Genomic DNA, 24,070 nt, shown 5'->3' with positions numbered 1-24,070 from the left:
TGAATATCAAAATTATTGATGGTAAATTTGAATTATATTTTCTTTAAATAAGGAAGAAAATATAATTAAGTACGATTCGCAATGAAGCTTAGCATTTAAAAAAAAAGAAAATTACTATGAGTACAAAAACAATTCCTTACGTAGCTAGTAAAGTAAAAGATGCCTCTCTTGCTGATTGGGGACGAAAAGAAATAGAGTTAGCTGAAGCTGAAATGCCCGGTTTAATGAGTTTACGTGAAGAATACGGAAATTCGCAACCACTTAAAGGGGCAAGAATTGCTGGATGTTTACACATGACCATTCAAACAGCGGTTTTAATTGAAACTTTACAAGCTTTAGGTGCAGAAGTAACTTGGAGTTCTTGCAACATATTTTCAACACAAGACCAAGCTGCTGCTGCTATTGCCGCTGCTGGAACTTCGGTTTATGCATGGAAAGATATGACTGAAGAAGAATTTGATTGGTGTATTGAGCAAACCTTATTTTTTGGTGAAGACAGAAAACCCCTGAACATGATTCTTGATGATGGTGGCGATTTAACCAATATGGTTTTAGATAAATACCCAGAATTAGCTGGAGGAATTAAAGGTTTATCTGAAGAAACCACAACAGGTGTTCACAGACTTTATGAACGTGTAAAAAACGGAACATTACCAATGCCGGCTATTAACGTTAATGATTCGGTTACAAAATCGAAATTCGATAACAAATACGGTTGTAAAGAAAGTGCAGTAGATGCAATTCGTCGTGCCACAGACCTTATGCTAGCAGGAAAACGTGTAACCGTTTGTGGTTATGGTGATGTTGGTAAAGGTACCGCGGCTTCGTTTAAAGGCGCAGGAAGTATTGTAACAGTTACAGAAATTGACCCTATTTGTGCACTTCAAGCAGCTATGGATGGTTTTGAAGTTAAAAAACTGGAAACTGTAATTGGCAATACAGATATTGTAATTACTACAACAGGAAATAAAGATATCGTTCAAAGTCGTCATTTTGAAGCTTTAAAAGACAAAGCTATTGTTTGTAATATTGGGCATTTTGACAATGAAATTGATATGGCTTGGTTGAATAAAAACCACGGACATACCAAAAACACTATTAAACCTCAAGTTGACAAATACACCATTGATGGAAAAGATATTATCATTCTTGCCGAAGGACGTTTAGTAAACTTAGGTTGTGCTACAGGCCACCCGAGTTTTGTAATGAGTAACTCATTTACAAATCAAACTTTAGCGCAAATAGAGCTTTGGACTAACGCAGATGCCTACGAAAACGATGTGTACATGTTACCAAAAGCTTTAGATGAAAAAGTGGCAAAATTACACTTAGCAAAAATTGGTGTGGAGCTAACAGAACTTCGCGAAGAGCAAGCAAGTTATATTGGTGTAACTGTTGATGGGCCTTATAAGCCTGAGCACTATAGATACTAACTTCCTTTGAAAAAAGGAATCTCATAAAATATAAATCCCAAACATTTCTGTTTGGGATTTTTTTATTTTATAGAGGTCTCAAAAAAATTAGTTAGATTTTTCGTATTTTTAAATTACGATGACTTACGAAAAACCTAAAATAAAAGTCCCCCGATTTAATGAGGCATCTGGTTTTTATACGACCAAGAAACGCTCAAAAATAATGAGCCGAATTCGAGGTAAAAACACTAAACCCGAACTCTTATTCAGAAAAGCTTTGTGGACCAAAGGTGTGAGATATCGTGTTAATTCTAAAAAACTTCCTGGGAAACCAGATGTATCCATTCAAAAATATAAGTTAGCCATTTTTATTGATGGTGAGTTTTGGCATGGTTACAATTGGCAAGAAAGAAAAAGCAAACTAAAGTCTAATCGCGGTTTTTGGATTCCTAAAATAGAACGTAATATGCAACGCGATAGCGAGGTTAACTTGGAATTGAAAAATTTAGGTTATACTGTTTTTAGGTTTTGGGAACGGGAAATAAAAAAAGAGCTCAACAAATGTATAAATGATGTGATGATCTACATTTATACAGGTGAAAACCAATGAGTATATATTAACACTCTAGGTTTTTCAATTACTCATCAACCATATCCTCTTCAAAATACCACCATAAGCTAGAATCAATAGACGCTTTCATCTTAGTAATATCAGCACCTTCTTTTAAAAAAATAGTAATATTCTCGTTTGCTCTATTTTGACCAATACTTTGCCTTATTTCTATCTCTTCTATTTCATTAAAATGCTCTAAATGTTTTTTTATTCTTGAATCTAAAGATTCATCCGCTAAAAAAATCTTAATGGTTTGGTGACTCGGAGAGTTTCTAATTTCTGACCTGAACGGTAGCATAAGCATTAATTTTAAGTGAAACAAATTGCAATTGCGAATGCAATACTATAAAGTTAAGCATTTATTTAATATCTTTTGGAATAAATTTTCCCAATGAGGAATAAACGCATCGTTATTTTAAACAATCTACTAGCACAAGTTGAAGAACATATTCCTTTTAAAAAGCAAATAAACCCTTCTGTTTCGAAATCTGATATAGGCTGGCAACTAGACCACACTTTAAAAGTTATAAATGACGTTTGAGGCATCTTAATAAAAACAGATCCCAATAAATATAAAAAAGAATTTAATGCTATACGAACAGTATTATTCACGCTATGCTACATCCCAAGAGGGAAAGCAAGAGCACCGAAAGTGGTATTGCCACCAGATGTTATTTTAAAAGAAGACTTATTCAATCAATTACGAGAAGAACATTATCATATTAAAGCAGTTAAACCATTACCAAAAACATCGCATTTTAAACACCACGTTTTTGGTATGCTAGCAAAACAACAAACGCTTCGCTTTTTAGAAATTCACACTAAACATCATTTAAAAATTGTAAATGATATTTTGAAGTAATAAAGAATTTCTAAAATTCTTTATTTAGATTCCCGATTTTACGGGAATGACAATTTCAACGGAAACCTCGAGACAAATCCTCGAGGAATTATTTTTCAAACAAAAAGCCCTCTCTGTAAACAGAAAGGGCTCTTAAGTTTTTTTAAAGAAAAGTATTCCCTAAGCCTCAAAAGGCTCAATAGAAACATACGATTTGTTATCTTTTTTCTTTGTGAATTTTACAACGCCATCAACATATGCGTGTAATGTGTGATCTTTTGAAGAATATACATTTTCACCTGGGTGATGTGTATTTCCTCTTTGTCTTACGATAATGTTTCCAGCAATGGCAGCTTGACCACCAAATATCTTAACACCTAAGCGTTTCGATTCTGATTCTCTACCATTTTTCGAACTTCCGACTCCTTTTTTATGTGCCATTTTATTTCGATTTTAGTTTTTAAAATTAACTTAAAGCAGCAATTAAATCAGCTTTCTTCATTGAAGAAATTCCTTCAATACCTTTAGCTTTTGCCATGTCTTTCAATTCAGCAACTGTTAATTTGCTTAAATCTTGAGTTGCTTCAGCTTTAGGAGCAGCAGCTTTCGCTTCCACTTTTGGTTCTGCTTTTTTAACTTCTTTTTTCGGAGCAGCTTTTTTAGCTCCAGAAGCAGCAATACTTTCAATTACAATTTCAGTTAAAGATTGTCTGTGTCCGTTTTTTACACGGTAACCTTTACGTCTTTTCTTCTTGAAGACTATTACTTTATCACCTTTAAGGTGCTTTAAGACTTTTGCACTTACTTGTGCTCCATCTATAGCCGGGGCGCCTACAGTTACTTTGTCACCATCACCTAAAAGAAGTACATTATCGAAAGAAACTTTCTTACCTTCTTCAGTTTGTAAACGGTTAACAAAAACTCTTTGGTCTTTTTCAACTTTAAATTGATGCCCTGCTATCTCTACAATTGCGTACATAGCGTAACGTTTTTATTAATTAATTTTGTTCAAAAATGAGTGCAAATATACTGCTAATTAATTAATCTACAAACGTTATTATTAATTTTGAGGAATATTTCCGGTCTTTTTAAAAAGTTGCATCACTGTTAGCGCAGAAACTACTGTTGTTGCTAAACCCATAACAGCAACCACAAAGGTTACCATGCCCACATCTGCATTAAAGCCTCCTTTTATTTTTTGAAGTAATTCTGGTATAAATTCACTATTTATTTCTGTTGCATAAAACAAAAAGAAGATGGTAAACACTATAGTTGCAACAAAACCCGCAATGATTCCTGTTTTAAAACCTTCGCCGTAAGAGAAATTATCTGAGTTTTCAAACTTACTTAGACGTATAGCTTCGTAAATTCCAAAACCTGTGATAATAGCGTTAACAAAACTAAATGCTGGATTTGTATGTTTATCAACCATTGCTAGAACCAAAAAATAAGCTATTAAAACAGCACTAGTAACTAAGCCAAAACGAATGGGAAGCGATAATTTTTTCATAACTATACGGGATTAATTCTCTTAAATTTCGTAAAAAATCCTGAATAAAAATAATTATTAGCCTTTTTTTAAAAAAATCCGCATGTTATTTCAAGTGATTGTGTTTGTTTTTTAGTCGCAACATATAGTATCCTTTATGATGATTTTGCGTGAGTATTAAACTTTTAGCTATGAATGTTTCATGTTATAAGAATCATAAAATTTTCCTTTTTAAGCTACTAAACCACTTTATTTAGTAGCTTTGTACTATAACCTTTAAAACATCTTTTCAATGAAAACCATAAAACATATTTTTGCACTTGTATTAATTACAGCTTTTGCTTTTAGTTGTAAAAATGAAGTTAAGCCTGAAGTTAAAACTGTTGAAACTGAAACGGTAAAAGAACTAGACCCAAATGCAACCTACGCTAAAGCAGAATTCACTATTGATGGCATGACGTGTGCTATTGGTTGTGCTGCAACTATTCAAAAAAAGATTTCTAAAATGGAAGGTGTTAAATCTGCTACTGTAGATTTTGACAAAAGGCTTGCCATGGTTGAATACAATGAAGCTAAAGTTACACCTACTCTACTTGAAGAAACCGTAACTAAAGTTGCAGATATCTACAAAGTAAGCGATATGAAAACCGTAGATGATTTTTCTACAAAAAAAGCATGTGCTGCAGATTGCACTAAAGCGTGCTGTGCAAACAAAGACAAAAAAACTTGTGAACCTGGTTGTGAAAAAGAGTGCTGTAAAGCTGGCGAAAAAACAACTTGTAAAGCAGATTGCAAGAAAGCTTGTTGCGCTAAAAAAGAAGCTTAATCCATAAAAAAACATACAAAGCAGAGCCATTCTGAATTTACTTGTGCTAAAATAATTTTAGGGCAATTACTGCGCTATTTTAAATCCTCAAAATCACTCAAGTCTTCACAAACAAGTTGTGCTTAAATTTTGTATTAAAAACTTCCAATTACACTCCAAACTGGTTTGCGATTTTAATGTGTCCTTGAGTCGCCAATCATTTAGAAAGTTTGGGAGCTGACTATTCCTATTATATAAACTTTTTAGAGTTTTTGTAGCATCAAAATTAAAAATTCAAAAAAAATATTTAAAAGGATGTAATAATCTTTAACTTCTACCACTAACCATGAAAAACAATGTTTGAGTAACGATTTTTATATATCATCAATTTTACCCTATTCTGGAATAATTATAAAGATTTGTAGGGCATATACCGATTCGCAAGAAGATTTCGAAGATTATTATCAAGAAGTCTGTTTGCAAATTTGGAGAAGTCGAGATAAGTTCCGTGGCGATGCTAAATGGTCTACATGGATATACCGGCTATCATTAAATATATGTTTGACATTAATCAAGAAAAAGAAAAGAAATCGTCAGCACTATAATTCCGATTATATGGTTGAAAGTGAAGCTATAGAAGATGATTGTACATTTTCTGATGAATCTCTTAACCTCCTATATGTAGCCATCAAACAACTATCAGAAATTGATAGAGCGGTTATTTTACTTTATCTGGAAGAAAAGCCAAACAAAGAAATTGCGGAAATAATTGGCACAACACCAAACAATATAGGTGTTCGTGTCAATAGAATTAAAGAACGATTAAAAAAATTACTAGATGGAAAAATCAATTGAATCAATTTGGAAACAAGGCTTTTTAGAAAACGATGCTATGGTAGCGCCAAAGTTGAATAACCTTTACAATCAAAAGTCTATTCATATTATAGACAAATTCAAAAGAATGTTTAAAATAAACCTAAACGCACTGGTTGTATTTTCTTTTTTTATTTTGATAGCTTCTTTTTTTGTAAAAATTCCTGTTATGGGAGTGCTTATGTTCATTCTTTTTAATGTTATTGTTATTGTAAATAAAAGGTTATTGAAAGGTTTAAATGACATTGACAAAAACGTGAGCAGTTATCAATATCTTAAGTCTTTCGATACTTGGATGAAGGCTCAAATTGCAGTTAATTATAAAATGTCAAAATATATTTACCCATATATTTTTATTGCTATGGTTTCTGGTTTTGGGTTTTCAAGTCATTTTAGGGAAACTTTAAATAGAATATTAGGAGGTTATCAACCTTATGTATTATACGGCATACCTGTATTTTGGGTACTTACTATGATAGCAATCGTAGTAGTATTAGCCATATTTGGAGGACGCATTTATAAATGGGATTTAAAAATAGTTTACGGACGCATTTTAAAAAAACTAGATGAGCTTATTGCCGATATGGAAGATTTAAGAGCTTAGTTTTGAATGGATAAAAAAATAAATCTTTGATGAGTGTAATATTTTTTGATTTCGAACACTAATTTATACCAAATGAATTTCAAAATGATTGATAATAAATTTGAATTATATTTTCTTTAGATAAAATAGAAAATACGAGCATAGCCATAGTTACGGTTATATTTTATATTGAAATTTAAGGGAAATAGGAACGAATTTAATCAGTTGTTTTGATGCTCTTTTGGTATTAGATAAAGATTAATATTATGAACATAATTGAAGCATTAGGTTTTTTTGAAAAGCAATTAAAAGAGACCGACAAAAAGAGAGAAATAAAGATTTACAGAAGCTTTATTTCCATTTTATCAAATTTAAAAAGCAGGGGTTTAAGTGAAAACCAATTGTTGTCGATAGAAAATGAAATTGAAATATTGAATTTAAAATCGAACCCCGAAAACAAAAGAAAATATTTTAGCAAAAAACTTAATGCCTTTAAAACCTATTTAAAAAAGGAGTTCTCTTTAATTTCAGAAGGCTATTATACAGCTATAGGAATGAGTTTGGGCATGTGTTTTGGAGTTGCTTTCGGAACTAGTCTTGGAGCATCTGGCAACTCAATAGGTCTTGCTTTAGGGATGTTAATTGGTCTTGTTATTGGTAGAGCTAAGGATCTGGAAGCTGAAAAACAAAATAGAGTATTGCGAACAAAAATCAATTAGAATTTCAAACTTCCAAATACCTAAAGCAATATATTCCATAATCATACACCATACTATGTGCTTACATAGTTGCCTTTACAAAAGTTGATTTTCTTTTAACTTTAATCTCTTTTACCTGACAAACGTCATATTTTTTGATTTAAAAAAACGTGATATTAGTTTATTAATCATAAAATATGCTAACAATACAAGATTTTAAAGAACTTAAAACGAAAGAAGGGTTTATCAATCTTCTTAAAACAAAACAACCTGAAGAGCAGTTTAAGGACACGCTTAATACTCTTGCTTATGAAAAAGAGTTAAAAATGCTTCAGGCAGAATTAGTAGACCTTCAACAATGGGTTGCTAAACATAAAAAAAGGGTATGTGTTATTTTCGAAGGCAGAGATGCCGCAGGAAAAGGAAGTGCAATACGACGTTTTATCGAACATTTAAATCCGCGGTCTATGCGGGTTGTAGCTTTAACAAAACCTACAGATGTTGAAAAAGGGCAATGGTATTTTAGACGATACATTAAAGAAATGCCAAATCCAGGTGAAATTGTTTTTTTTGACAGAAGCTGGTACAATCGTGCTGTTGTAGAACCCGTTATGGGATTCTGTAACGAGGAAGAGTATGACAAATTCATGGTACAGGTTCCAGAGTTTGAACACATGCTTTATGAAGATGGTGTTGATTTGATAAAATTTTGGTTTTCTATTTCTAAAGAAGAGCAAGTACGTCGGTTTAATTCAAGATTACAAAGCCCATTAAAGCGTTGGAAATTTAGTCCAGTAGATCAAGAAGGGCAAAAACGTTGGGATGATTATACTTATTACAAAGAGCAAATGTTTAGTAAAACACACACTACATTTAGTCCATGGATTATTATAAAAACTAACATAAAGAAAGAAGCTCGTTTAGAAAGTATGCGCTATGTATTGTCTAAATTTAAATATGAAAACAAAGGCAACTCTGGTATAGAATTATTCCCAGACCCAAATATAGCACAACGTTATCACAGACTTGTTAAACAAATTGACTAAGACTATACTATGGATAATAATATAACAGTAAAAGACTTAAAAAAATTAAACTCTAAAAAAGGGATCATTCAGTTTTTATTAGATGATACGATTTCTGTTTCAAAAGTTTTAAGAAACTTGAATTATGAATCGCGGTTAAAATCTTTACAAGAAGAATTAATTAAGCTACAGAATTGGGTTGAAGAGCATCATGAAAAAATTGTGATTATTTTTGAAGGTAGAGATGCAGCTGGTAAAAGTGGTGCTATTAGAAGAATTACAGAGCATTTAAACCCTAGGGAATTTAAAGTAGTAGCACTTCCTAAGCCTACTATTGAAGAAAAGGGACAATGGTATTTCCAAAGGTATATAAATAAATTACCTAGGAAAGGAGAGATTGTTTTTTTTGATAGAAGCTGGTACAATAGAGCTATTGTAGAACCTGTTAATGGATTTTGTTCAAATGAGCAGTATGCCGTTTTTATGAATCAAGTTAATCAGTTTGAGCGTATGATAACCGAATCGGGAATTAGATTGGTAAAATTTTATTTCTCTATTTCAAAAGATGAACAAGAACAACGTTTTGAAGACATAAAAAGGAGTCCTTTAAAAAAGTGGAAATACAGCCCCGTAGACCAAAAAGCCTTGGAGCTATGGGATGATTATACGGAATATAAAAAGAAAATGTTTAAAAAAACACATACTAAAATAGCACCTTGGGTAATAATTAAAGCAAACAAAAAAACGAAAGCAAGAATAGAAGCCATTGAGCATCTTTTAAATGTGATGCCCTACCTTCCAAAAGATGAAGCCGTTATAGAGCATGTTGAAATTATAGAAAAAGAAATCGGTTAAACCTCATCATATCTAAAACAACCCTTTACATGGTCGTTCACCATGCCAGTAGCTTGCATGTGTGCATAAACAACAGTTGGGCCTACAAACTTAAAGCCTCGTTTTTTTAAGTCTTTACTTAAAACATCACTAATGGCTGTTGTAGCAGGAACATCTTGCATACTTATGCATTCATTTTTTATAGGCTTTCCATCAACAAAACCCCAAATATATTTACTAAAACTGCCAAATTCTTTTTGAATTTTTATAAAAGATTGGGCGTTAGTAATCGTGGCTTTTATTTTGAGTTTATTTCTGATGATCCCAGCATCTAGAAGTAGTTCATCAATTTTACCTTTGTTGTAATTGGCTATTTTTTTATAATCGAAATTATCAAATGCTTTTCTAAAGTTTTCACGTTTGCGCAACACGGTTATCCAACTTAAACCCGCTTGAAAGGTTTCTAAAATTAAAAATTCAAATAAGGTAGCATCGTCATAAACAGGCACACCCCACTCATTATCATGGTAAGCTTCATATAAATCATCACCTTCGCACCAACCGCATCTGTATTTTTTCATTTTCTATATAAGGACTATTAAATAACGCCATTATGGGAACCTGTAAGGTTTAAAGTAAAAGTATGACAAATATCATCTTAATTAAAATCTTGAGGTGTTAATTTTGTCCCAGAAGATTTTGTTCCAAAAAATAAATATTATGAATCCCATTATAAAAAAAAGTATTGAACGTAGTATCTCTTATCAAGACTATAGAGACTTAGTAAACCAGTTGACTGAGGCGAATTCTAATACTGGATTAGAAAAAACAGAGGATTTAGCAAATTACACAAAGCTTAATGATAAACGCATGAAGCGTTGGGACAAAACCATAAAAGTATCTGAAGCCACTCAACAAAGGATTTCAAATTTTAATCTAAATATATCATGGTTAGTTATCGCGGAGAGTTGGTGTGGTGATGCTGCCCATGTAATACCAGTACTTAATAAAATAGCAGAGTTGAACACCAATATAAACTTAAGATTGGTGCTACGTGACGAAAACCCCGAGCTTATGGATGCTTTTTTGACAAATGGAAATAAAGCAATACCTAAAGTAATTATAGTTGACAATGAAACAGGAAATGTTTTAAACACTTATGGCCCTAGACCAAGTGAAGCCGCAAATTACGTAAAGCGATTTAAGGCGAAATACGGTATGCTTACACCCGAATTTAAAGAAGATTTACAGCATTGGTACAACAAAGACAAAGGACAAAATGTGATTAATGATGTTACTGAAATACTTTGCAAATTAGAGCCTGTTATTTGCCAATAAAGTAAAATGTAATGGTCCCTATTTGAGTTTCTTTTGAAGCATCATTACTAAATTGCGACTGCTCAGCATACTCAATTGCATGTTCAATTAAACACGCGTTGCTCGATGTTGAAGAGGTGTTTACGTAAGCATCTATTACACTACCATTAGAATTAACAGTTATATTTACTACTATTTTACCATCTACCTCGCAAAGGTATACAGGAATGGGGATGTAAATTTTGGTTCTATTGGTTAATGAAAACCTGATGGAACTTTTAGAGTTATTTCCCTGAGATTGTTGTTGCTTAAGCAAATCATTGACTTTACTGAATTTTGATAATTCCTCTTGATTTAATTTTGACTCTTCAGGAATTTCATAAGTTTTACTGGTTCTTGTTTGACTTTCAGAAATATGACTAGATTTAGGTACATAATCTTCAGGAGGCGCAATAGTTTTATAAGCTTGGGCAAAGTGTTTCACTTCTTGAGTTTCATTAAAAGCTTCATTGGTTTCAGCCTTTGTATTATTGAGTTTATCTAAAGCTTCAAGTATTTTAATATCTTCTTCGGCAAGCTCTTTTTCAGGTTCAATTTCATAGTAACTTTCAGTCATGAATTCGCTCTGTTTTTTCAAGCTTAAATTAAAAATAGACAAGACAACAGTTCCAGAAATTAGAAGTGTTATTAGCAAGGCTTTATGTTGATTTGTTAGGTTCAAATCGATATTTTTTAGATTTAAGGTTTATTAAAGATACGCAAAAAGAACAAAAAAGGTTTAGAATAGCACAAATTCGACGAAAACGGACATACTGGACAATCCTTCTGAGGCTTTGTAGCCGAAGCGTTTTCTTGTGAAATGAATGCCAATTGAAAAAGAGTATAAAGGCATTATTTATTGACTTCATTAAGAAAAACTTTTGAAGCAAGTAGTGCATCAACAATTATTCCGAAGTCAGAATATTTATGAAGCTTTCAATTGTAGATGCATTGTTTACATTAAAATCTCCAATCTTGGTGCGTCTTAGGTTTGATAAATGTGCACCAGAGTTTAATGCTTTACCAAAATCATTAGCCAAAGAACGAATGTAAGTACCTTTGCTACAGACTACTCTAAAACCAAGATTTATTGAGCCTGTACTGAGCCCAGTCGAAGTATCAATATTTGTGATTTCAAATTCTGAAATATTTACCGTTCTTGCTTTAATTTCAACAGCTTCACCAGCTCTAGCATATTCATATAAACGTTTTCCATCTTTTTTTAACGCTGAGAACACAGGCGGAAATTGTTGAATCTCACCAATAAACTGTGCTGTAGTTTTATGAATTAAATCTTCTGATATATGCTCTGTTGGAAAGATTTCATTTATTTCAGTTTCCAAATCAAAAGAAGGTGTTGTGCTTCCTAAAACTATAGTGCCCGTATATTCTTTTACCTGACCTTGAAAGGTGTCAATCTGCTTGGTCATTTTTCCAGTACAAATAACTAACAAGCCTGTTGCTAGAGGGTCTAATGTACCCGCATGACCAACTTTTATTTTTTTAATATTGAAAGCTTGACGAATTTCCCAACGTAATTTGTTTACAACCTGAAAAGAGGTCCATTTAAGAGGTTTATCTATAAGTAAAACTTGACCGGAAAGATAATCGTCTTTAGTCAGCATATTAGTTATTTAATAAGGCAAAACCAATGGCTATCAATCCTACAATAACACAGTAAATGGCAAAGTATGTAAGTTTGCTCTTTTTAACTAAAGCAATCATCCAAGTGCAAGCAAAAAGCCCAGCTACAAAAGCAGCTACAAAACCGATAGAAAGCGACGTAAAATTTCCACTGTCATAAGTTAAATCACCACTCACAATATCTTTGGCTATTTTTCCGAAAATTAAGGGTACAACCATTAAAAATGAAAAACGAGCTGCTTTGGTTTTATCGTTTCCTAACAAAACCGAAGTAGAAATAGTTGCACCAGAACGTGAAATTCCAGGAATCATGGCAATGGCCTGAGAAACACCAATAACAAAGGCATTTTTAAAGGACACTTTTTTTTCGGTATTTTTGGCTCTATCTGCCAGAAACAATAAAATGGCCGTAACAATAAGCATACAACCTACTAATAAGATGTTACCACCAAAAAGGGCTTCTAATTGTTCTTCAAAAAACAACCCAACGATTACTGCTGGAATCATAGAAATCGCAATTTTAGAAATAAACTGTAAATCGTCATTCCATTTAAATTTTAACGCCCCTTTTATAAGATCCAAAATATCTTTTCTAAAAACAACCATGGTGCTTAAAGCTGTTGCAAAATGTAAAACTACAGTGAATAATAAACTTTCTTCGGGTACTGAGCTATCACCTAGAATGGCTTTTCCTAATTCTAAATGACCACTAGATGAAACAGGTAAAAATTCGGTAAGACCTTGTATAATACCAAGGATAATCGCGTCTATTATTTCCATGGCGCAAAAATATTAAAATTGAGGTAGTAATATATAATTAAAACAGAAATTTTAGACTTTAAATGTAGAATCTCTAATTATAAGACTTCCTTTTATTTCTATCATTTTAGTGGCAATAGTTTCAGAAGTACTTTCAATTTCTTCTATCAAATATTTAATAGCTGTTTTTCCTATGATTTCACCAGGTTGGTCTATGGTTGTAAGATTTGGTTCTATAACAGTAGAGAGTCTTGAATTACTAAAACCAACCACAGCAATTTCATCTGGTATTTTTATGTTAAATTTTCTTAGTGTTTGAATCACACCAACAGCGGCACTATCGGTTATTGTAAATATAGCGTCAGGCCTTTTTTTAAAACTAAGTAATAGGTTAGTCATTCTTTTGCCTTGTTGTAAAGAAATATCATCAACACTAATAATTATTTTTTCATCAACTTCAATATTATGCTCTTTTAAAGCTTTTAAATATCCCGCATATCTTTTTTCAGAGTTATATGAAAATTCTCTTTCTTTAATAATGGCAATTCTTTTTTTACCAATATTTATTAAATGTTCTATTGCATTAAAAGCCGCTTCTTCATCGTTAATTGTTATTTGTGTACAGGGAATTTTATTGGATACCTTATCAAATAAAATTAAAGGAGATGTGTTTAATGTTTGTAAAACAGAATCAATATCTCGAGTCATTTTTGTTAAAGAAGCTAAAATACCATCTACTCCAAATTGTATCATGGTATTAAGCATTTCAGTTTGTTTTGTTACATCATTGTTAGATTCTGAAATAATAACCCTATATCCTCTTATTGCCGCTTCTTCCAAAATACCCCTTACGATGGTAGTTGTAAAGTAGTGCGTAATGTTAGGTACAACAACACCAATAATATTTGTTTTGTGCTTTCTAAAGCCCTTAGCAAAAATATTTGGAACATAGTTCATGGATTGAGCAAGATTCTTAACTTTTTTTATCGTAGCTTCACTAATGTCTGGATGATCATTGAGGGCTCTTGAAACTGTTGAGGTTGATAAATCAAGTATTTGTGCTAATTTTTTTAGAGTAACTACTTCTTTTTTCATTTTAAGTGATCTATTTTTAATGCAAATGTAAAAAACAAACGTTCCCGCAAACGGTTGCGTAAAAATATCATATTTTTTTAGAACTTTTATTAGGTATCTGCTTATAAATTTGGCAAAATATTAACTAATTCTAAATATCATGAAAAAAATTATTTTTACATTATTATGTGTGTTTAGCATTTCTGCAACGTTTTCGCAAACGGATATATCAGGAACTGTTAAAGACAAAGCAGGTGTGCCAATTACAGGAGCAAACTTGCTTATTGTAGGTAGCTCATCAGGTGCAACATCAGATTTTGACGGAAACTATAGTTTCTCTAGTAGTCTAGAAGGTACACAAACGGTTAAGATATCCTACTTAGGATATGAATCACAAGAAAAAGTTGTCACTCTTGAAGGTAGCCCAATTAATTTAAACTTTGTTTTGCAAGAAGGAGGAAACGCTTTAGATGAAGTTGTATTAACAGCTTCTGCTACTTTTAGGTCGCAAAAGGAAACGCCAATGTCAATCAGTTCAATAAAGCAGAGAGAAATAACCAAACTTTCAGCAAATAGTCAAGCTGATATTATTAGAAGTATCCCCGGTATTACTGCAGAAGGTGGTGGTGGTGAAACAGCTACAAACGTTTTTGTAAGAGGTTTGCCTTCTGGTGGTCAATATGTATTTAACCCATTACAATATGATGGTATGCCATTAATGAGTACGTTTGGTTTAAATTCATCTGCGCATGATGTTTATGCGAGACCAGATATAGGCTTTAAGGGTGTAGAGTTTGTTCGTGGTGGTGCCGCCGTTTTATATGGGGCAGGATCTGTTGCCGGTATAATAAACTATACAAGTAAAACAGGAGATTCAAATGACGAAAACATTATCAATCTAGAATGGGCAGATAAAGGTCGTTTAAAAACAGACTTTTATACTGGTGGTAAACTAGGAGGAGAAGATTCTAATACTTATTATGCATTTACTGGATTTGTTAGAAAAGATGATGGTCCAATTGAAACAGGATTACCAACAAAGGGTGTTCAGTTTAGAGCTAATATCAAAAAGAAATTTGAAAACGGATCATTTACAGTTCATGGTCAGTTTATTAATGATAAAGCACAGTTTTTCTTACCGCTTCCTTTAGATGGAAACAGAAAAAGAATTGCCGGTAACGATGGTGAGGATGTATCTCAATTATTGTCTGGAGAATTAGCCAATACATCATTTCTAACAGCAGGAGGTGTTTACGAAAGCCCGATTGAAGATGGTGTTTTCACTCAAGGTGGATACTTAATGGCTGATTTTAACTATGATTTCGCTGATGATTTAAAATTTAAATCGAAAGTTAAGTATGCAAATTATAAGCACAATTTTGCCTTGTATGTAGGAGGTAATGGAGACAATAATAATCCTATTACTTTAAACGATTATGTTGGTAATGTTGCACCTGGCAACTTAGGATTTACCGCTCAGTATCAAGGTACATCAACTACAATTAACGGATCTGATTTAGTTGTAGATAATTTACATGTAGATAGATTGCGTCCAATGACAGATTACTCTGGAGAGGCATCTTTAACTAAAACTTTAGAAGTAACAAATGGAACACACAACATTACAGGAGGTGTTTATTTAGCACGTACAGAAGCTGAAGATGTTAACTATCAATATAGAGTATTATCTGAGTTTAACAATAATCCTCAATTAGTAAACTTAAGTTATGTAGATGCTGGTGGAAATGATGTTACGTTTTCTACGGGTGGTCTTTATAACAGAATTGGTATGACTTCAAACAAGTTTTTATCTCAAAATAAAACGGCGTTTTATTTAACAGATGAGATGGTTTTTGATAAATGGCGTTTTGATGTTGGTTTTAGAATAGAAAATACTGAAGGAACTTTTAGTAATGGAAATATTGTAGAAAGTCAAGTATATGATGATGCTACTTTAACTCCAGAATTAGCAAATGTTAATTTTGCTGATGGTAGTTTTACAAGAGCAAATGTTAGTGCAACAGATTGGGCAGTGTCTTTAGCTGGTTTATACAAACTAAGTGATCCCGTTAATTTATATGCTAACTTTTCTAGAGGTTTCTTTTTTCCACAGATTAGAGGATTTACTCCTATAGCTTCTGGTGTTACAGGAAGTAAATATGATTCAGAAAAAATTACTCAATTTGAAGTTGGAGCAAAATTAGGAACTGCGAAATTAAAAGGATCTGTAGCTGCGTATTATGTAGGTTTAAGCGACAGAATTAAAATAGATCAAGGATTTGTAAGTGGTACATTAGTTGATTTAACAAGATCAGAACAAAGCACGAGAACTATTGGCTTAGAGGCTTCTTTTGATTATAGTTTAGCCGATAACCTTAGCTTAAGAGGAACAGCTACTTACCAAGATCATGAGATTTCAAAAAATGTTTCTACAGATTTAACTAATAATACATCTTCAACTACTAATGAAGGGAATGAATTAGCAAGACAACCTAATTTCTTAGGAAGCATTGGATTACACTACGATGATAATCAATTTGATGCTTTATTCTCTATCAATCATACAGGAAGCAAGTTTGCTGCCGATAACAATACAGTAGAATTAGATGCTATTTCTATTGCACGTATTGGAGCAGGATATATGTTCAAAATGGGAGATAATGAAGATAGCGATGATACTTTAAGATTAGGATTCTCGGTATTCAATTTATTTAATGATGAAGGGGTTACTGAAGGAGATCCAAGAAATGTAAATCAAGCTGGTGATGCAGAGTTTTTCTTTGGAAGACCTATTTTACCACGTAGGTTTTTCTTAACAGCAACATTTAGTTTTTAATATACTGATATAAGTTTAAATTTAGTATAAGTTTAGTTTGAGTTTAGTTTGATAACTCATCACTGACGATGCTAAGTCGTTGGTGGTGAGTTTTTTTAAAATCGAAAAATATTATGAAAGAATTAAAAAACCGAGCAATAAAAGTTCTAGATAGTAATTGGAAAGATGAAGTTGGTTTTAGTATACCTTGTGCTAATTTGTATCCATTCCAATGGTTTTGGGATTCAGGTTTAATTGCTATCGGGTTTGCTCATTTTGATATGGTAAAGGCCGAAAGAGAAATTGAAACGTTGTTGGATGCACAATGGGGTAATGGTTTTATTCCACATATTATTTTTCATACTGACACCGATACATATTTTCCAGGTCCAGATTTTCATCTATCTGATTTACATCCCCAATCATCAAAAAAATACAAATCAACAGGCATGACACAGCCTCCAGTAACAGGTTTTGTGTTAGAAGAAATATACCGCATTAGCAAAGACAAAGATTCAACTTTGAAGTTTATAGAAAAGACTATTGATAAGGTTTACTTTAATCATGAGTATTTCTATAAAAACAGAGACCCTCAAAACGAAGGACTTGTTTATATATATCATAATTGGGAATCTGGCACAGATAATTCTCCTATTTGGGATGATATTTGGGATACTATGAATCCTCCAGAGTACACTTTTGAAAGGCGAGACACGACGCACGTTGATGCTTCCGAAAGACCATCAAAAAGAGAATACGACCATTATTTGTATATCATTGATATTGCAAAAGAACATAATTATAGTGACGAAAAAATAGCTGAACTATCGCCATTTTTAGTACAAGATCCACTGTTTAATTCCATGTTGATTAAATCTAATCAGAGTTTAATCAATTTATATGAAAAGTTAGGGAATACTGAAAAAGTAAGCCAATTAAAAAAGTGGCAAGAAAAGAGTATTCAGTCATTTAATAGCAAATTGTTTGATGAAGAACTTGGAGCGTATGTACATTATGATTTAAGAAATGAAAGACCACTTCGGTATTTATCGTCATCATCATTTTCACCATTATATGCTGGCATTCCAAACAAAGAAAGAGCAGAATCTCTAGTGAAAGTCATGATGGATAAGTTTGGTGGAGACCATCAATATTTATGTGCTTCTTTTGATCCTACTAGCGAACGCTTCAATCCTAAAAAATATTGGAGAGGGCCAGTTTGGGTAAATTTAAACTGGATGTTGTATAATGGATTAAAAACTTATGGTTATACCGAAATTGCAGAACGAGTAAAACAAGATACCATTGAAATTCTTGAAAAGAATGGATTTTACGAATATTTTGATTCAAGAAAAGAAATGCACCAAAATGGAAAAGCAGGTTATGGTGGTAATAATTTTTCTTGGAGTGCTGCTCTATTAATTGATTTACTTGAAAGTTAGATATAAGTGTCGCAATTAGATTTCTCACAAGATTATGTTTTAGAGGATGATTATGTGAAACTAATGCCTCTTAAGATAGAACATGTTGAGCGTTTATTAGATATTTCAAAAGAACCAAATCTATGGACCTATTTTCTTGAAAAAGGAAACGGTTTAGAAAACTTAACTCATTATATTTCATTAACTGTTCATAATAGAAAGCATCATAAAGAATATCCTTTTGTAGTTTTTGATAAAATTAAAAAGCAGTATGCCGGAACAACAAGATTTTATGATTATTCATATGAATTAAAAACTATTAAACTAGGACATACATGGTACGGAAAGGATTTTCGCGGTACAGGATTAAATAAACATTGTAAATGGTTACTATTTCAATTTGCATTTGAAACGTTAGAATTAGAACGTGTAGGTTTTGGAGCTCATGCCGAAAATAAAATAAGCATAGCCGCTATGAAAAGTGTGGGTTGTAGTGAAGAAGGCGTATTACGAAACTTTATTCCTGCTATTAATGGTAACGGGAGAGCAGATATTATTTTATTGAGCATTCTAAAAGATGAATGGCTTGAAACAGCGAAAACAGAATTAAAACACAAACTAACTAAACACTAAAACTTTAAATTATGAATTGGCTAGACTATAGTATCGTCATATTTTATATTATATTTTTCTTAGGAATGGGATTCTTTTTTAAGGATAATAAAGATTCTAAAGATTACTTTTTAGGAGGAAAAAGTATGGGATGGTTTCCCTTAAGCCTTTCTACAATGGCAACTCAATTATCTGCTATCAGTTTCATTTCAGCTCCTGCTTTTGTAGGCCTAAAACTAGGAGGCGGTATGAAATGGCTAACCTTTGAGTTTGCTGTCCCGCTCGCCATGATTTTTATAATGATTGTCATAATTCCTCCTTTATTTAGATCCGGAGTCGTTAGTATTTATGAATTTGTAGAGAAACGCTTTAGTACATCAACACGATTAATATTAAGCATCGTTTTTCAAATAAGTAGAGCTCTCGGAACTGGGGTAATGGTGTATACTATTGCCATTATATTACAAGCAGTTTTAGATATTGACTTTGTTTATACCATACTAATAATAAGTATTATTACCATTATTTATTCATGGCAAGGCGGTATGAAAGCTGTTGTATGGGGAGATGCTATACAGATGATTATTTTATTTGCAGGCTTAATTATTTGCTTATATTTTGGATGGAATCTACTCCAAGAACATGGAGGTTTAACTGCTGGTTTTGATGCTGAAAGATTACAAGTTATCGATTATAATTTAGGAATAGGAGAAGGTAGTGAATATGGTTTATTACCAATGATAATTGGAGGCTTCTTTCTATATGCCTCATATTATGGATGCGATCAAACCCAAGCGCAACGTATGTTATCCGCAAAAGATGAAAAAACAATAAGAACCTTGTTATTGGCTAATGGACTCTTAAGATTCCCCGTAGTTTTAATATATTGTATTATGGGTTTAGTAATTGGAGGCTTGATTACTCTAGCACCAGATTTTCTTGAAGAAATTGCTATGACTACTCAAAAATATTTTCCAGATGAATATGCCGCTCATGGTGTTAAAGCAGATTTAATGGTGCCCGTTTTTATTATGAAATATTTGCCACATGGTTTAATAGGAATTTTGATGGTAGGAATATTATCGGCAGCGATGTCTTCTTTAAGTTCTACGGTAAATTCCCTTTCTGCAGTAACAGTAGAAGATTTCTTTAATAGAGGTAAAGTAAAACTAACTGACAAGAAATACATGATTATTTCAAAAGGGTCAGTGGTTTTTTGGGGTGCTGTTTGTATTGCCAGTGCCTTCTTATTTGGAGGCAGTAAAAGTGCGGTAATAGAAATTATAAACGCCATTGGATCTGTGTTTTACGGCCCTGTATTAGTCACTTTCTTTTTAGCGTTTTTTTCAAAAAAAGTGAATCACATAGGTATGAACGCTGCTATTATTTCAGCAGTACTTATCAACCTAGTGTTTTCAAAAACCATTCAAGAATTATTTCATATCGATTTAGGATTTAATATTTTTTGGATATGGCTAAACTTTACAGGTGTCATCATAGCATTGGTAGTTGCTTATAGTGTTAGTGCTTTAACAAGTAAAACGGAAATTAAAAAGATTTCTAATTTTAACGTCAAAATAACAAAGAAAGATTTCATGATAAAAGAAGTGTATATTCTTCTAGCCTTTTTTGTATTTATTATAATCCTTAGTTATTTTTTACCAGCACTTTTAAGTTAAAGTTTTGACATATGAAAATTATTTTAGCACCAGATAAATTTAAAAATTCACTAACAGGACTAGAGTTTTGCAACGCTGTTGAAGAAGGGATTAAGAATATTAAACCTGACACAGAAATCATAAAACTGCCACTGGCAGATGGTGGCGATGGCACAATTGAAGTTGTAAAGTTTTATTTAAAAGGAGAAGTTGTAAATGTTGAAGTAAATAATCCCTTTTTTAATCCAGTAATGGCTTCATATCTTTATTCTGATTCGTCTAAAACTGCATTTATTGAAATGGCTGAAGCTTCGGGTGTAAAACTTTTAAAACCAGAACAATTTGATTGTAAAAATGCTACAACCTTTGGTACGGGAGAAATGATTGCAGATGCTATAAAAAAGGGAGCTAAAGAAATTATTTTAGGTATTGGGGGTAGCGCTACTAATGATTGTGGTATTGGTATGGCAATGGCATTAGGTTATCGTTTTTTAGATAAAAATAATGATGAGGTAAAACCAACTGGTGCTAATTTGTCTAAAATTATTTCTATTGATGTAACCAAGGTATTTCCAAAACTTAACGATGTAAAATTCAATATTGCTTGCGATGTTACTAATCCGTTATACGGGAAAAATGGAGCTGCTTATGTTTATGGAGCCCAAAAAGGCGCGTCAAATGAAGATATAGAAATGCTAGATAAAGGGTTAGAATCTATGTCTAAAATTATCAACGTTGTTTTTAATGTGGATGCGCAAACTATAAAAGGGGCAGGAGCAGCAGGAGGCATGGGCATTGCAACAAAAGTATTTTTAAATGGCAATTTAGAGCCTGGAATTCAACTTGTAAAAAATCTGGCTAATTTTGATAGTCAAATTAAAAAAGCCGATTGGATTATTACAGGTGAAGGTAAATTAGATGTTCAAACATTCTCTGGAAAAACAATTCAAGGTGTTATGAATTCTGCCAAGGCACAAAATATAAAAGTAGCAGCGTTTTGTGGTGCTATAGATTTAGATAAAAACAGTATTATGGATTTCGGTATAGTTTATAACGATGCTGTTTTAAATCATTCAGAAGGTATAGATGATGCTATGAAAAATGGATATAGTTATGTTAAAGAAATGGCAGAAGTATTTGCTAAAACCTTATAAATTATTTTTTATCAGGGTTCAAAAGAATAGCATATATCTCAACACCAAACCCAATGAGAACCAACATTGGCGCTAACCGAATACGACGGAAACTGAAAATTTCAGGATTAAAAACATTTGGGTCATCACTACCTCCACCAGACATTAAAATAAAACCAAGTGCAATACATGCTAAACCTATAAACATGAATTTATAGTTTTTCTTTCCAAATACAAAAACAGGCTTTGCTGCTTCTTTTCGTTTTTTTTCCCCCATAACTATATCGTAATCTTAATGCAAATTAACGCATTTATTAAAAAATGGTTCTTAACATTTATATAAAAAATCAATAATACAACTCATCCGTCTTCAAATTCAAGAAACGTTGTGTTGCAAAATGTGTACTTATCCAAGTAATAATAATACCTAAAGCAAATACAAAAACAAATAATAGCGCTACTAAAACAGGGTTGCTTAGCAATTCTAGCTCAGTGAATGTTTTGTTTAAATAATATAGAACAATTGCCATTCCTATGAGTGCCAAAAAAGCGCCAATCATGCCTAAGCGTACACTTTTCCAAACAAATGGGCGACGAATAAACTGTTTAGTAGCACCAACCATTTGCATGGTTTTTATTGTAAATCGTTTAGAATATACTGCTAAGCGAATAGAACTATTGATGAGTAATACAGCAATTAAGGTGAAAATAGCACTAATAACCAGCACCCAAAAACTAATTTTCTTCACGTTATCGTTCATTAGATTAACGAGGTCATTATCATAAGTCACTTCTTCCACAAAGCTTTTATTTGTCGCTTCTGTAGAAATTTTATCAAGATGTTCAGAAGTAACAAAATCGGCTTTTAAATGCACATCAATAGAGTTTTGAAGCGGGTTGTAACCTACAAAATCCATAAAATCCTCCCCATTTTCAGCTTTCATAAATTCGGCAGCCTGTTCTTTAGATACATATTCGGTAGATTTCACATAATCCGCCATCGCCAAGCTTTTTTCCAGTTGTTTGGTTTCAACGTCTTTGGCATTATCTTTTAAATAAATGGTCACCACGACTTGCTCCTTAAAGTGATCCGATACTTTTTTTGCATTTAAAATCAGCATACCCAATAAACCCAATAAAAACAAGACTAAAGCAATACTCAAAACGACAGAAAAGTATGAAGAAATTAGTCTGCGGTTTTGGTGTTTTTCAAATGATGAACTCATGTAGTAATTGGATTAAAACGTAAAAATAATAAAGTATTTTAATAAAACTTCAAAAGGCTAAAAGTCTTTTGATTTCATTTGAAATTGTCATGCCTGACCCCAATAACCATCTGCAGGGAACCTCTTCAAAATATTATATTAACTAAAACATATCAATAATGTTGGAAACAACAACTTATTAAGGGATAGCCTTTGGCTTTTCACTAATTAAATAGACCCCAATAATCACAAAAAAGCAAGATAGAATCTTAATTATATTAATGTCGTCATTATAAGTATCTATATTAAAAAGCAATGATAAAATAAGAACAATGGTGAAACTTACGGCTGGTTGCACATAAGTATAACTGCCAGCTACTGATGGTGAAACTTGCCTTAGCGCATAAATATTAAAGAGAAAGGCTAGGAATGTAGTAAAAACAATGACATAAGCAATAACCATGTAGGTATTAAAGTCGAATAAGTCATAATTAGTATTGTGCAAAACATCATTTATTCCAAAAGGAATAAGAAATAATAACCCAAATAAAAACACCCAGCTAATTATAGTAATGAAATGATATTTGTTCATCAAAGGTTTAACGGCTACTTGATAAAGCGAATAGAATATCACATTCAGAAAAACAAAGAGATTCCCTAAAAAACCACTTGCACCTTCTGCCACTTGACCATACCAAACTAAACCAATAGCGCCTATAGCCCCAATACTTAAGCCAATTAATTTGTTTTTGGTTACTTTTTCCTTTAATAGAATCATGCTGAAAACAAAAACGACAGCAGGAGCAGAAGTCATGATAATAGACGTATCAATAGGTGATGTTAAGTTTAAGCCATGCAAGAAAAAAAGTTGATTGCAAGAAGCTCCAAATAGTCCGCAGATTATAAGTCTTAAAAAATCTCTTTTTTCTACTTTTTCTTTTATGAATAACTTGATAAACCAAAACAACAAACCAGCTCCTAAAACACGAAATAACACAAACGGTGTAGGATTTAATTTTTCAGGCATTATGCCTTTAGCAATAAAATGGTTGGCGGCATAAATAACATGCGTTCCAAATAAGGCAAGATGTGCTTTTACGATACTGCTCTTTGTCAATGCTGTAATCTAATTGTGTTGAATTAATTTTTATTTTGAGCCAAAAGTAAACGTAATATTTTACAAATATTTAGCAAACTCATTTTTTGTGCATTAAGCGGTC

The 24,070-nt window shown here is 32.4% G+C and carries 28 protein-coding genes; 16 read left to right on the top strand and 12 right to left on the bottom strand.

The window, feature by feature from the left end:
• The first annotated feature begins 116 nt into the window (after positions 1–116).
• Together ahcY and ABD935_RS12265 are read left to right on the top strand one after the other, a co-directional pair.
• Complete coding sequence (ahcY, locus tag ABD935_RS12270) at positions 117–1,433, top strand: adenosylhomocysteinase (RefSeq protein ID WP_345192386.1); 1,317 nt, start codon at positions 117–119, stop codon at positions 1,431–1,433.
• A gap of 118 nt (positions 1,434–1,551) precedes the next feature.
• Positions 1,552–2,022: a very short patch repair endonuclease gene (locus tag ABD935_RS12265; protein WP_345192385.1), complete on the top strand. Its 471-nt coding sequence runs from the start codon at positions 1,552–1,554 to the stop codon at positions 2,020–2,022.
• Between the two features lie 28 nt (positions 2,023–2,050).
• On the opposite strand, the gene ABD935_RS12260 is transcribed toward ABD935_RS12265, so the two are convergent.
• Positions 2,051–2,323, bottom strand: a complete 273-nt coding sequence (locus tag ABD935_RS12260; RefSeq protein ID WP_345192384.1) for a hypothetical protein — start codon at positions 2,321–2,323, stop codon at positions 2,051–2,053.
• Positions 2,324–2,416: 93 nt separating this feature from the next.
• Between ABD935_RS12260 and ABD935_RS12255 the strand changes: the two genes are divergently transcribed.
• Complete coding sequence (locus ABD935_RS12255) at positions 2,417–2,566, top strand: hypothetical protein (protein ID WP_345192383.1); 150 nt, start codon at positions 2,417–2,419, stop codon at positions 2,564–2,566.
• Positions 2,567–2,677: 111 nt separating this feature from the next.
• Positions 2,678–2,887, top strand: coding sequence for a hypothetical protein (locus tag ABD935_RS12250; protein WP_345192382.1), 210 nt, complete (start codon positions 2,678–2,680; stop codon positions 2,885–2,887).
• Between the two features lie 159 nt (positions 2,888–3,046).
• Here the strand turns inward: ABD935_RS12250 and rpmA are convergent, their stop codons facing one another.
• From rpmA to ABD935_RS12235, 3 genes are all read right to left on the bottom strand, one after another.
• Complete coding sequence (gene rpmA / locus ABD935_RS12245) at positions 3,047–3,307, bottom strand: 50S ribosomal protein L27 (protein WP_345192380.1); 261 nt, start codon at positions 3,305–3,307, stop codon at positions 3,047–3,049.
• Positions 3,308–3,332: 25 nt separating this feature from the next.
• Positions 3,333–3,845: a 50S ribosomal protein L21 gene (gene rplU, locus ABD935_RS12240; protein WP_345192379.1), complete on the bottom strand. Its 513-nt coding sequence runs from the start codon at positions 3,843–3,845 to the stop codon at positions 3,333–3,335.
• An 81-nt stretch (positions 3,846–3,926) separates the two neighbouring features.
• Positions 3,927–4,376, bottom strand: coding sequence for a DUF4199 domain-containing protein (locus ABD935_RS12235; RefSeq protein ID WP_345192378.1), 450 nt, complete (start codon positions 4,374–4,376; stop codon positions 3,927–3,929).
• A 271-nt stretch (positions 4,377–4,647) separates the two neighbouring features.
• On the opposite strand from ABD935_RS12235, the gene ABD935_RS12230 reads away from it, so the two are divergent.
• The 6 genes from ABD935_RS12230 to ppk2 (ABD935_RS12205) all read left to right on the top strand — a co-directional run bounded on the left by ABD935_RS12230 (position 4,648) and on the right by ppk2 (ABD935_RS12205) (position 9,194).
• Complete coding sequence (locus ABD935_RS12230; RefSeq protein ID WP_345192376.1) at positions 4,648–5,181, top strand: cation transporter; 534 nt, start codon at positions 4,648–4,650, stop codon at positions 5,179–5,181.
• 339 nt (positions 5,182–5,520) lie between these two features.
• Positions 5,521–6,015 (top strand): RNA polymerase sigma factor, encoded by a 495-nt coding sequence (locus ABD935_RS12225; protein ID WP_345192374.1) that lies wholly within the window; start codon positions 5,521–5,523, stop codon positions 6,013–6,015.
• Entirely contained in the window at positions 5,999–6,637 is a 639-nt protein-coding gene (locus ABD935_RS12220; protein WP_345192373.1) for a hypothetical protein, read from the top strand. Before ABD935_RS12225 ends, ABD935_RS12220 begins: the two co-directional genes overlap by 17 nt.
• A gap of 245 nt (positions 6,638–6,882) precedes the next feature.
• A complete protein-coding gene (locus tag ABD935_RS12215; RefSeq protein WP_345192371.1) occupies positions 6,883–7,335 on the top strand; it encodes a hypothetical protein in 453 nt (150 codons plus the stop codon).
• Between the two features lie 176 nt (positions 7,336–7,511).
• Positions 7,512–8,360: a polyphosphate kinase 2 gene (ppk2, locus tag ABD935_RS12210; protein WP_345192369.1), complete on the top strand. Its 849-nt coding sequence runs from the start codon at positions 7,512–7,514 to the stop codon at positions 8,358–8,360.
• A gap of 9 nt (positions 8,361–8,369) precedes the next feature.
• Positions 8,370–9,194 (top strand): polyphosphate kinase 2, encoded by an 825-nt coding sequence (gene ppk2 / locus ABD935_RS12205; protein WP_345192367.1) that lies wholly within the window; start codon positions 8,370–8,372, stop codon positions 9,192–9,194.
• Here the strand turns inward: ppk2 (ABD935_RS12205) and ABD935_RS12200 are convergent.
• Positions 9,191–9,754, bottom strand: a complete 564-nt coding sequence (locus ABD935_RS12200) for a DNA-3-methyladenine glycosylase I (RefSeq protein WP_345192366.1) — start codon at positions 9,752–9,754, stop codon at positions 9,191–9,193. The two genes, ppk2 (ABD935_RS12205) and ABD935_RS12200, sit on opposite strands and share 4 nt — an antisense overlap.
• A gap of 139 nt (positions 9,755–9,893) precedes the next feature.
• Between ABD935_RS12200 and ABD935_RS12195 the strand changes: the two genes are divergently transcribed.
• Positions 9,894–10,511 carry a thioredoxin family protein gene (locus tag ABD935_RS12195; protein WP_345192365.1) on the top strand — a complete coding sequence of 206 codons (618 nt, stop codon included), beginning with the start codon at positions 9,894–9,896 and terminating at the stop codon, positions 10,509–10,511.
• Here ABD935_RS12195 and ABD935_RS12190 read toward each other — a convergent pair.
• From ABD935_RS12190 to ABD935_RS12175, 4 genes are all read right to left on the bottom strand, one after another.
• Positions 10,498–11,211, bottom strand: a complete 714-nt coding sequence (locus ABD935_RS12190; RefSeq protein WP_345192364.1) for a hypothetical protein — start codon at positions 11,209–11,211, stop codon at positions 10,498–10,500. The genes ABD935_RS12195 and ABD935_RS12190 overlap by 14 nt on opposite strands.
• Positions 11,212–11,434: 223 nt before the next feature.
• Positions 11,435–12,154 carry a tRNA pseudouridine(55) synthase TruB gene (gene truB, locus ABD935_RS12185; RefSeq protein WP_345192363.1) on the bottom strand — a complete coding sequence of 240 codons (720 nt, stop codon included), beginning with the start codon at positions 12,152–12,154 and terminating at the stop codon, positions 11,435–11,437.
• A gap of 1 nt (position 12,155) precedes the next feature.
• Positions 12,156–12,953, bottom strand: coding sequence for an undecaprenyl-diphosphate phosphatase (locus ABD935_RS12180; RefSeq protein ID WP_345192361.1), 798 nt, complete (start codon positions 12,951–12,953; stop codon positions 12,156–12,158).
• A gap of 51 nt (positions 12,954–13,004) precedes the next feature.
• Positions 13,005–14,027 carry a LacI family DNA-binding transcriptional regulator gene (locus ABD935_RS12175; protein WP_345192360.1) on the bottom strand — a complete coding sequence of 341 codons (1,023 nt, stop codon included), beginning with the start codon at positions 14,025–14,027 and terminating at the stop codon, positions 13,005–13,007.
• A gap of 139 nt (positions 14,028–14,166) precedes the next feature.
• On the opposite strand from ABD935_RS12175, the gene ABD935_RS12170 reads away from it, so the two are divergent.
• The 5 genes from ABD935_RS12170 to ABD935_RS12150 all read left to right on the top strand — a co-directional run bounded on the left by ABD935_RS12170 (position 14,167) and on the right by ABD935_RS12150 (position 21,666).
• The gene (locus ABD935_RS12170; RefSeq protein WP_345192359.1) at positions 14,167–16,842 is read left to right on the top strand and encodes a TonB-dependent receptor domain-containing protein; all 2,676 of its coding nucleotides are present in this window, start codon (positions 14,167–14,169) and stop codon (positions 16,840–16,842) included.
• Positions 16,843–16,955: 113 nt separating this feature from the next.
• The gene (locus ABD935_RS12165; RefSeq protein WP_345192358.1) at positions 16,956–18,263 is read left to right on the top strand and encodes an MGH1-like glycoside hydrolase domain-containing protein; all 1,308 of its coding nucleotides are present in this window, start codon (positions 16,956–16,958) and stop codon (positions 18,261–18,263) included.
• 6 nt (positions 18,264–18,269) lie between these two features.
• The gene (locus ABD935_RS12160; RefSeq protein ID WP_345192357.1) at positions 18,270–18,875 is read left to right on the top strand and encodes a GNAT family N-acetyltransferase; all 606 of its coding nucleotides are present in this window, start codon (positions 18,270–18,272) and stop codon (positions 18,873–18,875) included.
• Between the two features lie 11 nt (positions 18,876–18,886).
• On the top strand, positions 18,887–20,533 hold the full coding sequence (locus tag ABD935_RS12155) for a sodium:solute symporter family transporter (RefSeq protein ID WP_345192356.1): 1,647 nt from the start codon (positions 18,887–18,889) through the stop codon (positions 20,531–20,533).
• A gap of 11 nt (positions 20,534–20,544) precedes the next feature.
• Positions 20,545–21,666 (top strand): glycerate kinase, encoded by a 1,122-nt coding sequence (locus ABD935_RS12150; protein WP_345192355.1) that lies wholly within the window; start codon positions 20,545–20,547, stop codon positions 21,664–21,666.
• Between the two features lies 1 nt (position 21,667).
• Here ABD935_RS12150 and ABD935_RS12145 read toward each other — a convergent pair whose 3' ends face one another.
• The 3 genes from ABD935_RS12145 to ABD935_RS12135 form a co-directional block, all read right to left on the bottom strand.
• A complete protein-coding gene (locus tag ABD935_RS12145; protein WP_345192354.1) occupies positions 21,668–21,922 on the bottom strand; it encodes a DUF3098 domain-containing protein in 255 nt (84 codons plus the stop codon).
• A 70-nt stretch (positions 21,923–21,992) separates the two neighbouring features.
• Positions 21,993–22,871 (bottom strand): cell division protein FtsX, encoded by an 879-nt coding sequence (locus ABD935_RS12140; RefSeq protein WP_345192353.1) that lies wholly within the window; start codon positions 22,869–22,871, stop codon positions 21,993–21,995.
• 178 nt (positions 22,872–23,049) lie between these two features.
• A complete protein-coding gene (locus ABD935_RS12135; protein ID WP_345192352.1) occupies positions 23,050–23,967 on the bottom strand; it encodes a DMT family transporter in 918 nt (305 codons plus the stop codon).
• Positions 23,968–24,070: the final 103 nt, after the last annotated feature.

The sequence above is a fragment of the Algibacter agarivorans genome (assembly GCF_039543245.1).
Taxonomy (GTDB): domain Bacteria; phylum Bacteroidota; class Bacteroidia; order Flavobacteriales; family Flavobacteriaceae; genus Algibacter_G; species Algibacter_G agarivorans.
Note: the sequence above shows the minus strand (reverse complement) of the source record. Positions and strands in the feature narration are given on the sequence as shown.

What these genes read in the sequence shown, in the direction of transcription:
- ABD935_RS12260 (WP_345192384.1), bottom strand. Translation starts at nt 2,323, where the DNA reads ATGCTACCGTTCAGGTCAGAAATTAGAAACTCTCCGAGTCACCAAACC.
- ABD935_RS12145 (WP_345192354.1), bottom strand. Translation starts at nt 21,922, where the DNA reads ATGGGGGAAAAAAAACGAAAAGAAGCAGCAAAGCCTGTTTTTGTATTT.
- ABD935_RS12175 (WP_345192360.1), bottom strand. Translation starts at nt 14,027, where the DNA reads ATGAAAAAAGAAGTAGTTACTCTAAAAAAATTAGCACAAATACTTGAT.
- ppk2 (WP_345192367.1), top strand. Translation starts at nt 8,370, where the DNA reads ATGGATAATAATATAACAGTAAAAGACTTAAAAAAATTAAACTCTAAA.
- ABD935_RS12265 (WP_345192385.1), top strand. Translation starts at nt 1,552, where the DNA reads ATGACTTACGAAAAACCTAAAATAAAAGTCCCCCGATTTAATGAGGCA.
- ABD935_RS12180 (WP_345192361.1), bottom strand. Translation starts at nt 12,953, where the DNA reads ATGGAAATAATAGACGCGATTATCCTTGGTATTATACAAGGTCTTACC.
- rplU (WP_345192379.1), bottom strand. Translation starts at nt 3,845, where the DNA reads ATGTACGCAATTGTAGAGATAGCAGGGCATCAATTTAAAGTTGAAAAA.
- ABD935_RS12215 (WP_345192371.1), top strand. Translation starts at nt 6,883, where the DNA reads ATGAACATAATTGAAGCATTAGGTTTTTTTGAAAAGCAATTAAAAGAG.
- ABD935_RS12155 (WP_345192356.1), top strand. Translation starts at nt 18,887, where the DNA reads ATGAATTGGCTAGACTATAGTATCGTCATATTTTATATTATATTTTTC.
- truB (WP_345192363.1), bottom strand. Translation starts at nt 12,154, where the DNA reads ATGCTGACTAAAGACGATTATCTTTCCGGTCAAGTTTTACTTATAGAT.
- ABD935_RS12235 (WP_345192378.1), bottom strand. Translation starts at nt 4,376, where the DNA reads ATGAAAAAATTATCGCTTCCCATTCGTTTTGGCTTAGTTACTAGTGCT.
- ABD935_RS12165 (WP_345192358.1), top strand. Translation starts at nt 16,956, where the DNA reads ATGAAAGAATTAAAAAACCGAGCAATAAAAGTTCTAGATAGTAATTGG.
- ABD935_RS12220 (WP_345192373.1), top strand. Translation starts at nt 5,999, where the DNA reads ATGGAAAAATCAATTGAATCAATTTGGAAACAAGGCTTTTTAGAAAAC.
- ABD935_RS12230 (WP_345192376.1), top strand. Translation starts at nt 4,648, where the DNA reads ATGAAAACCATAAAACATATTTTTGCACTTGTATTAATTACAGCTTTT.
- ABD935_RS12170 (WP_345192359.1), top strand. Translation starts at nt 14,167, where the DNA reads ATGAAAAAAATTATTTTTACATTATTATGTGTGTTTAGCATTTCTGCA.
- rpmA (WP_345192380.1), bottom strand. Translation starts at nt 3,307, where the DNA reads ATGGCACATAAAAAAGGAGTCGGAAGTTCGAAAAATGGTAGAGAATCA.
- ABD935_RS12150 (WP_345192355.1), top strand. Translation starts at nt 20,545, where the DNA reads ATGAAAATTATTTTAGCACCAGATAAATTTAAAAATTCACTAACAGGA.
- ABD935_RS12195 (WP_345192365.1), top strand. Translation starts at nt 9,894, where the DNA reads ATGAATCCCATTATAAAAAAAAGTATTGAACGTAGTATCTCTTATCAA.
- ahcY (WP_345192386.1), top strand. Translation starts at nt 117, where the DNA reads ATGAGTACAAAAACAATTCCTTACGTAGCTAGTAAAGTAAAAGATGCC.
- ABD935_RS12200 (WP_345192366.1), bottom strand. Translation starts at nt 9,754, where the DNA reads ATGAAAAAATACAGATGCGGTTGGTGCGAAGGTGATGATTTATATGAA.
- ABD935_RS12255 (WP_345192383.1), top strand. Translation starts at nt 2,417, where the DNA reads ATGAGGAATAAACGCATCGTTATTTTAAACAATCTACTAGCACAAGTT.
- ppk2 (WP_345192369.1), top strand. Translation starts at nt 7,512, where the DNA reads ATGCTAACAATACAAGATTTTAAAGAACTTAAAACGAAAGAAGGGTTT.
- ABD935_RS12140 (WP_345192353.1), bottom strand. Translation starts at nt 22,871, where the DNA reads ATGAGTTCATCATTTGAAAAACACCAAAACCGCAGACTAATTTCTTCA.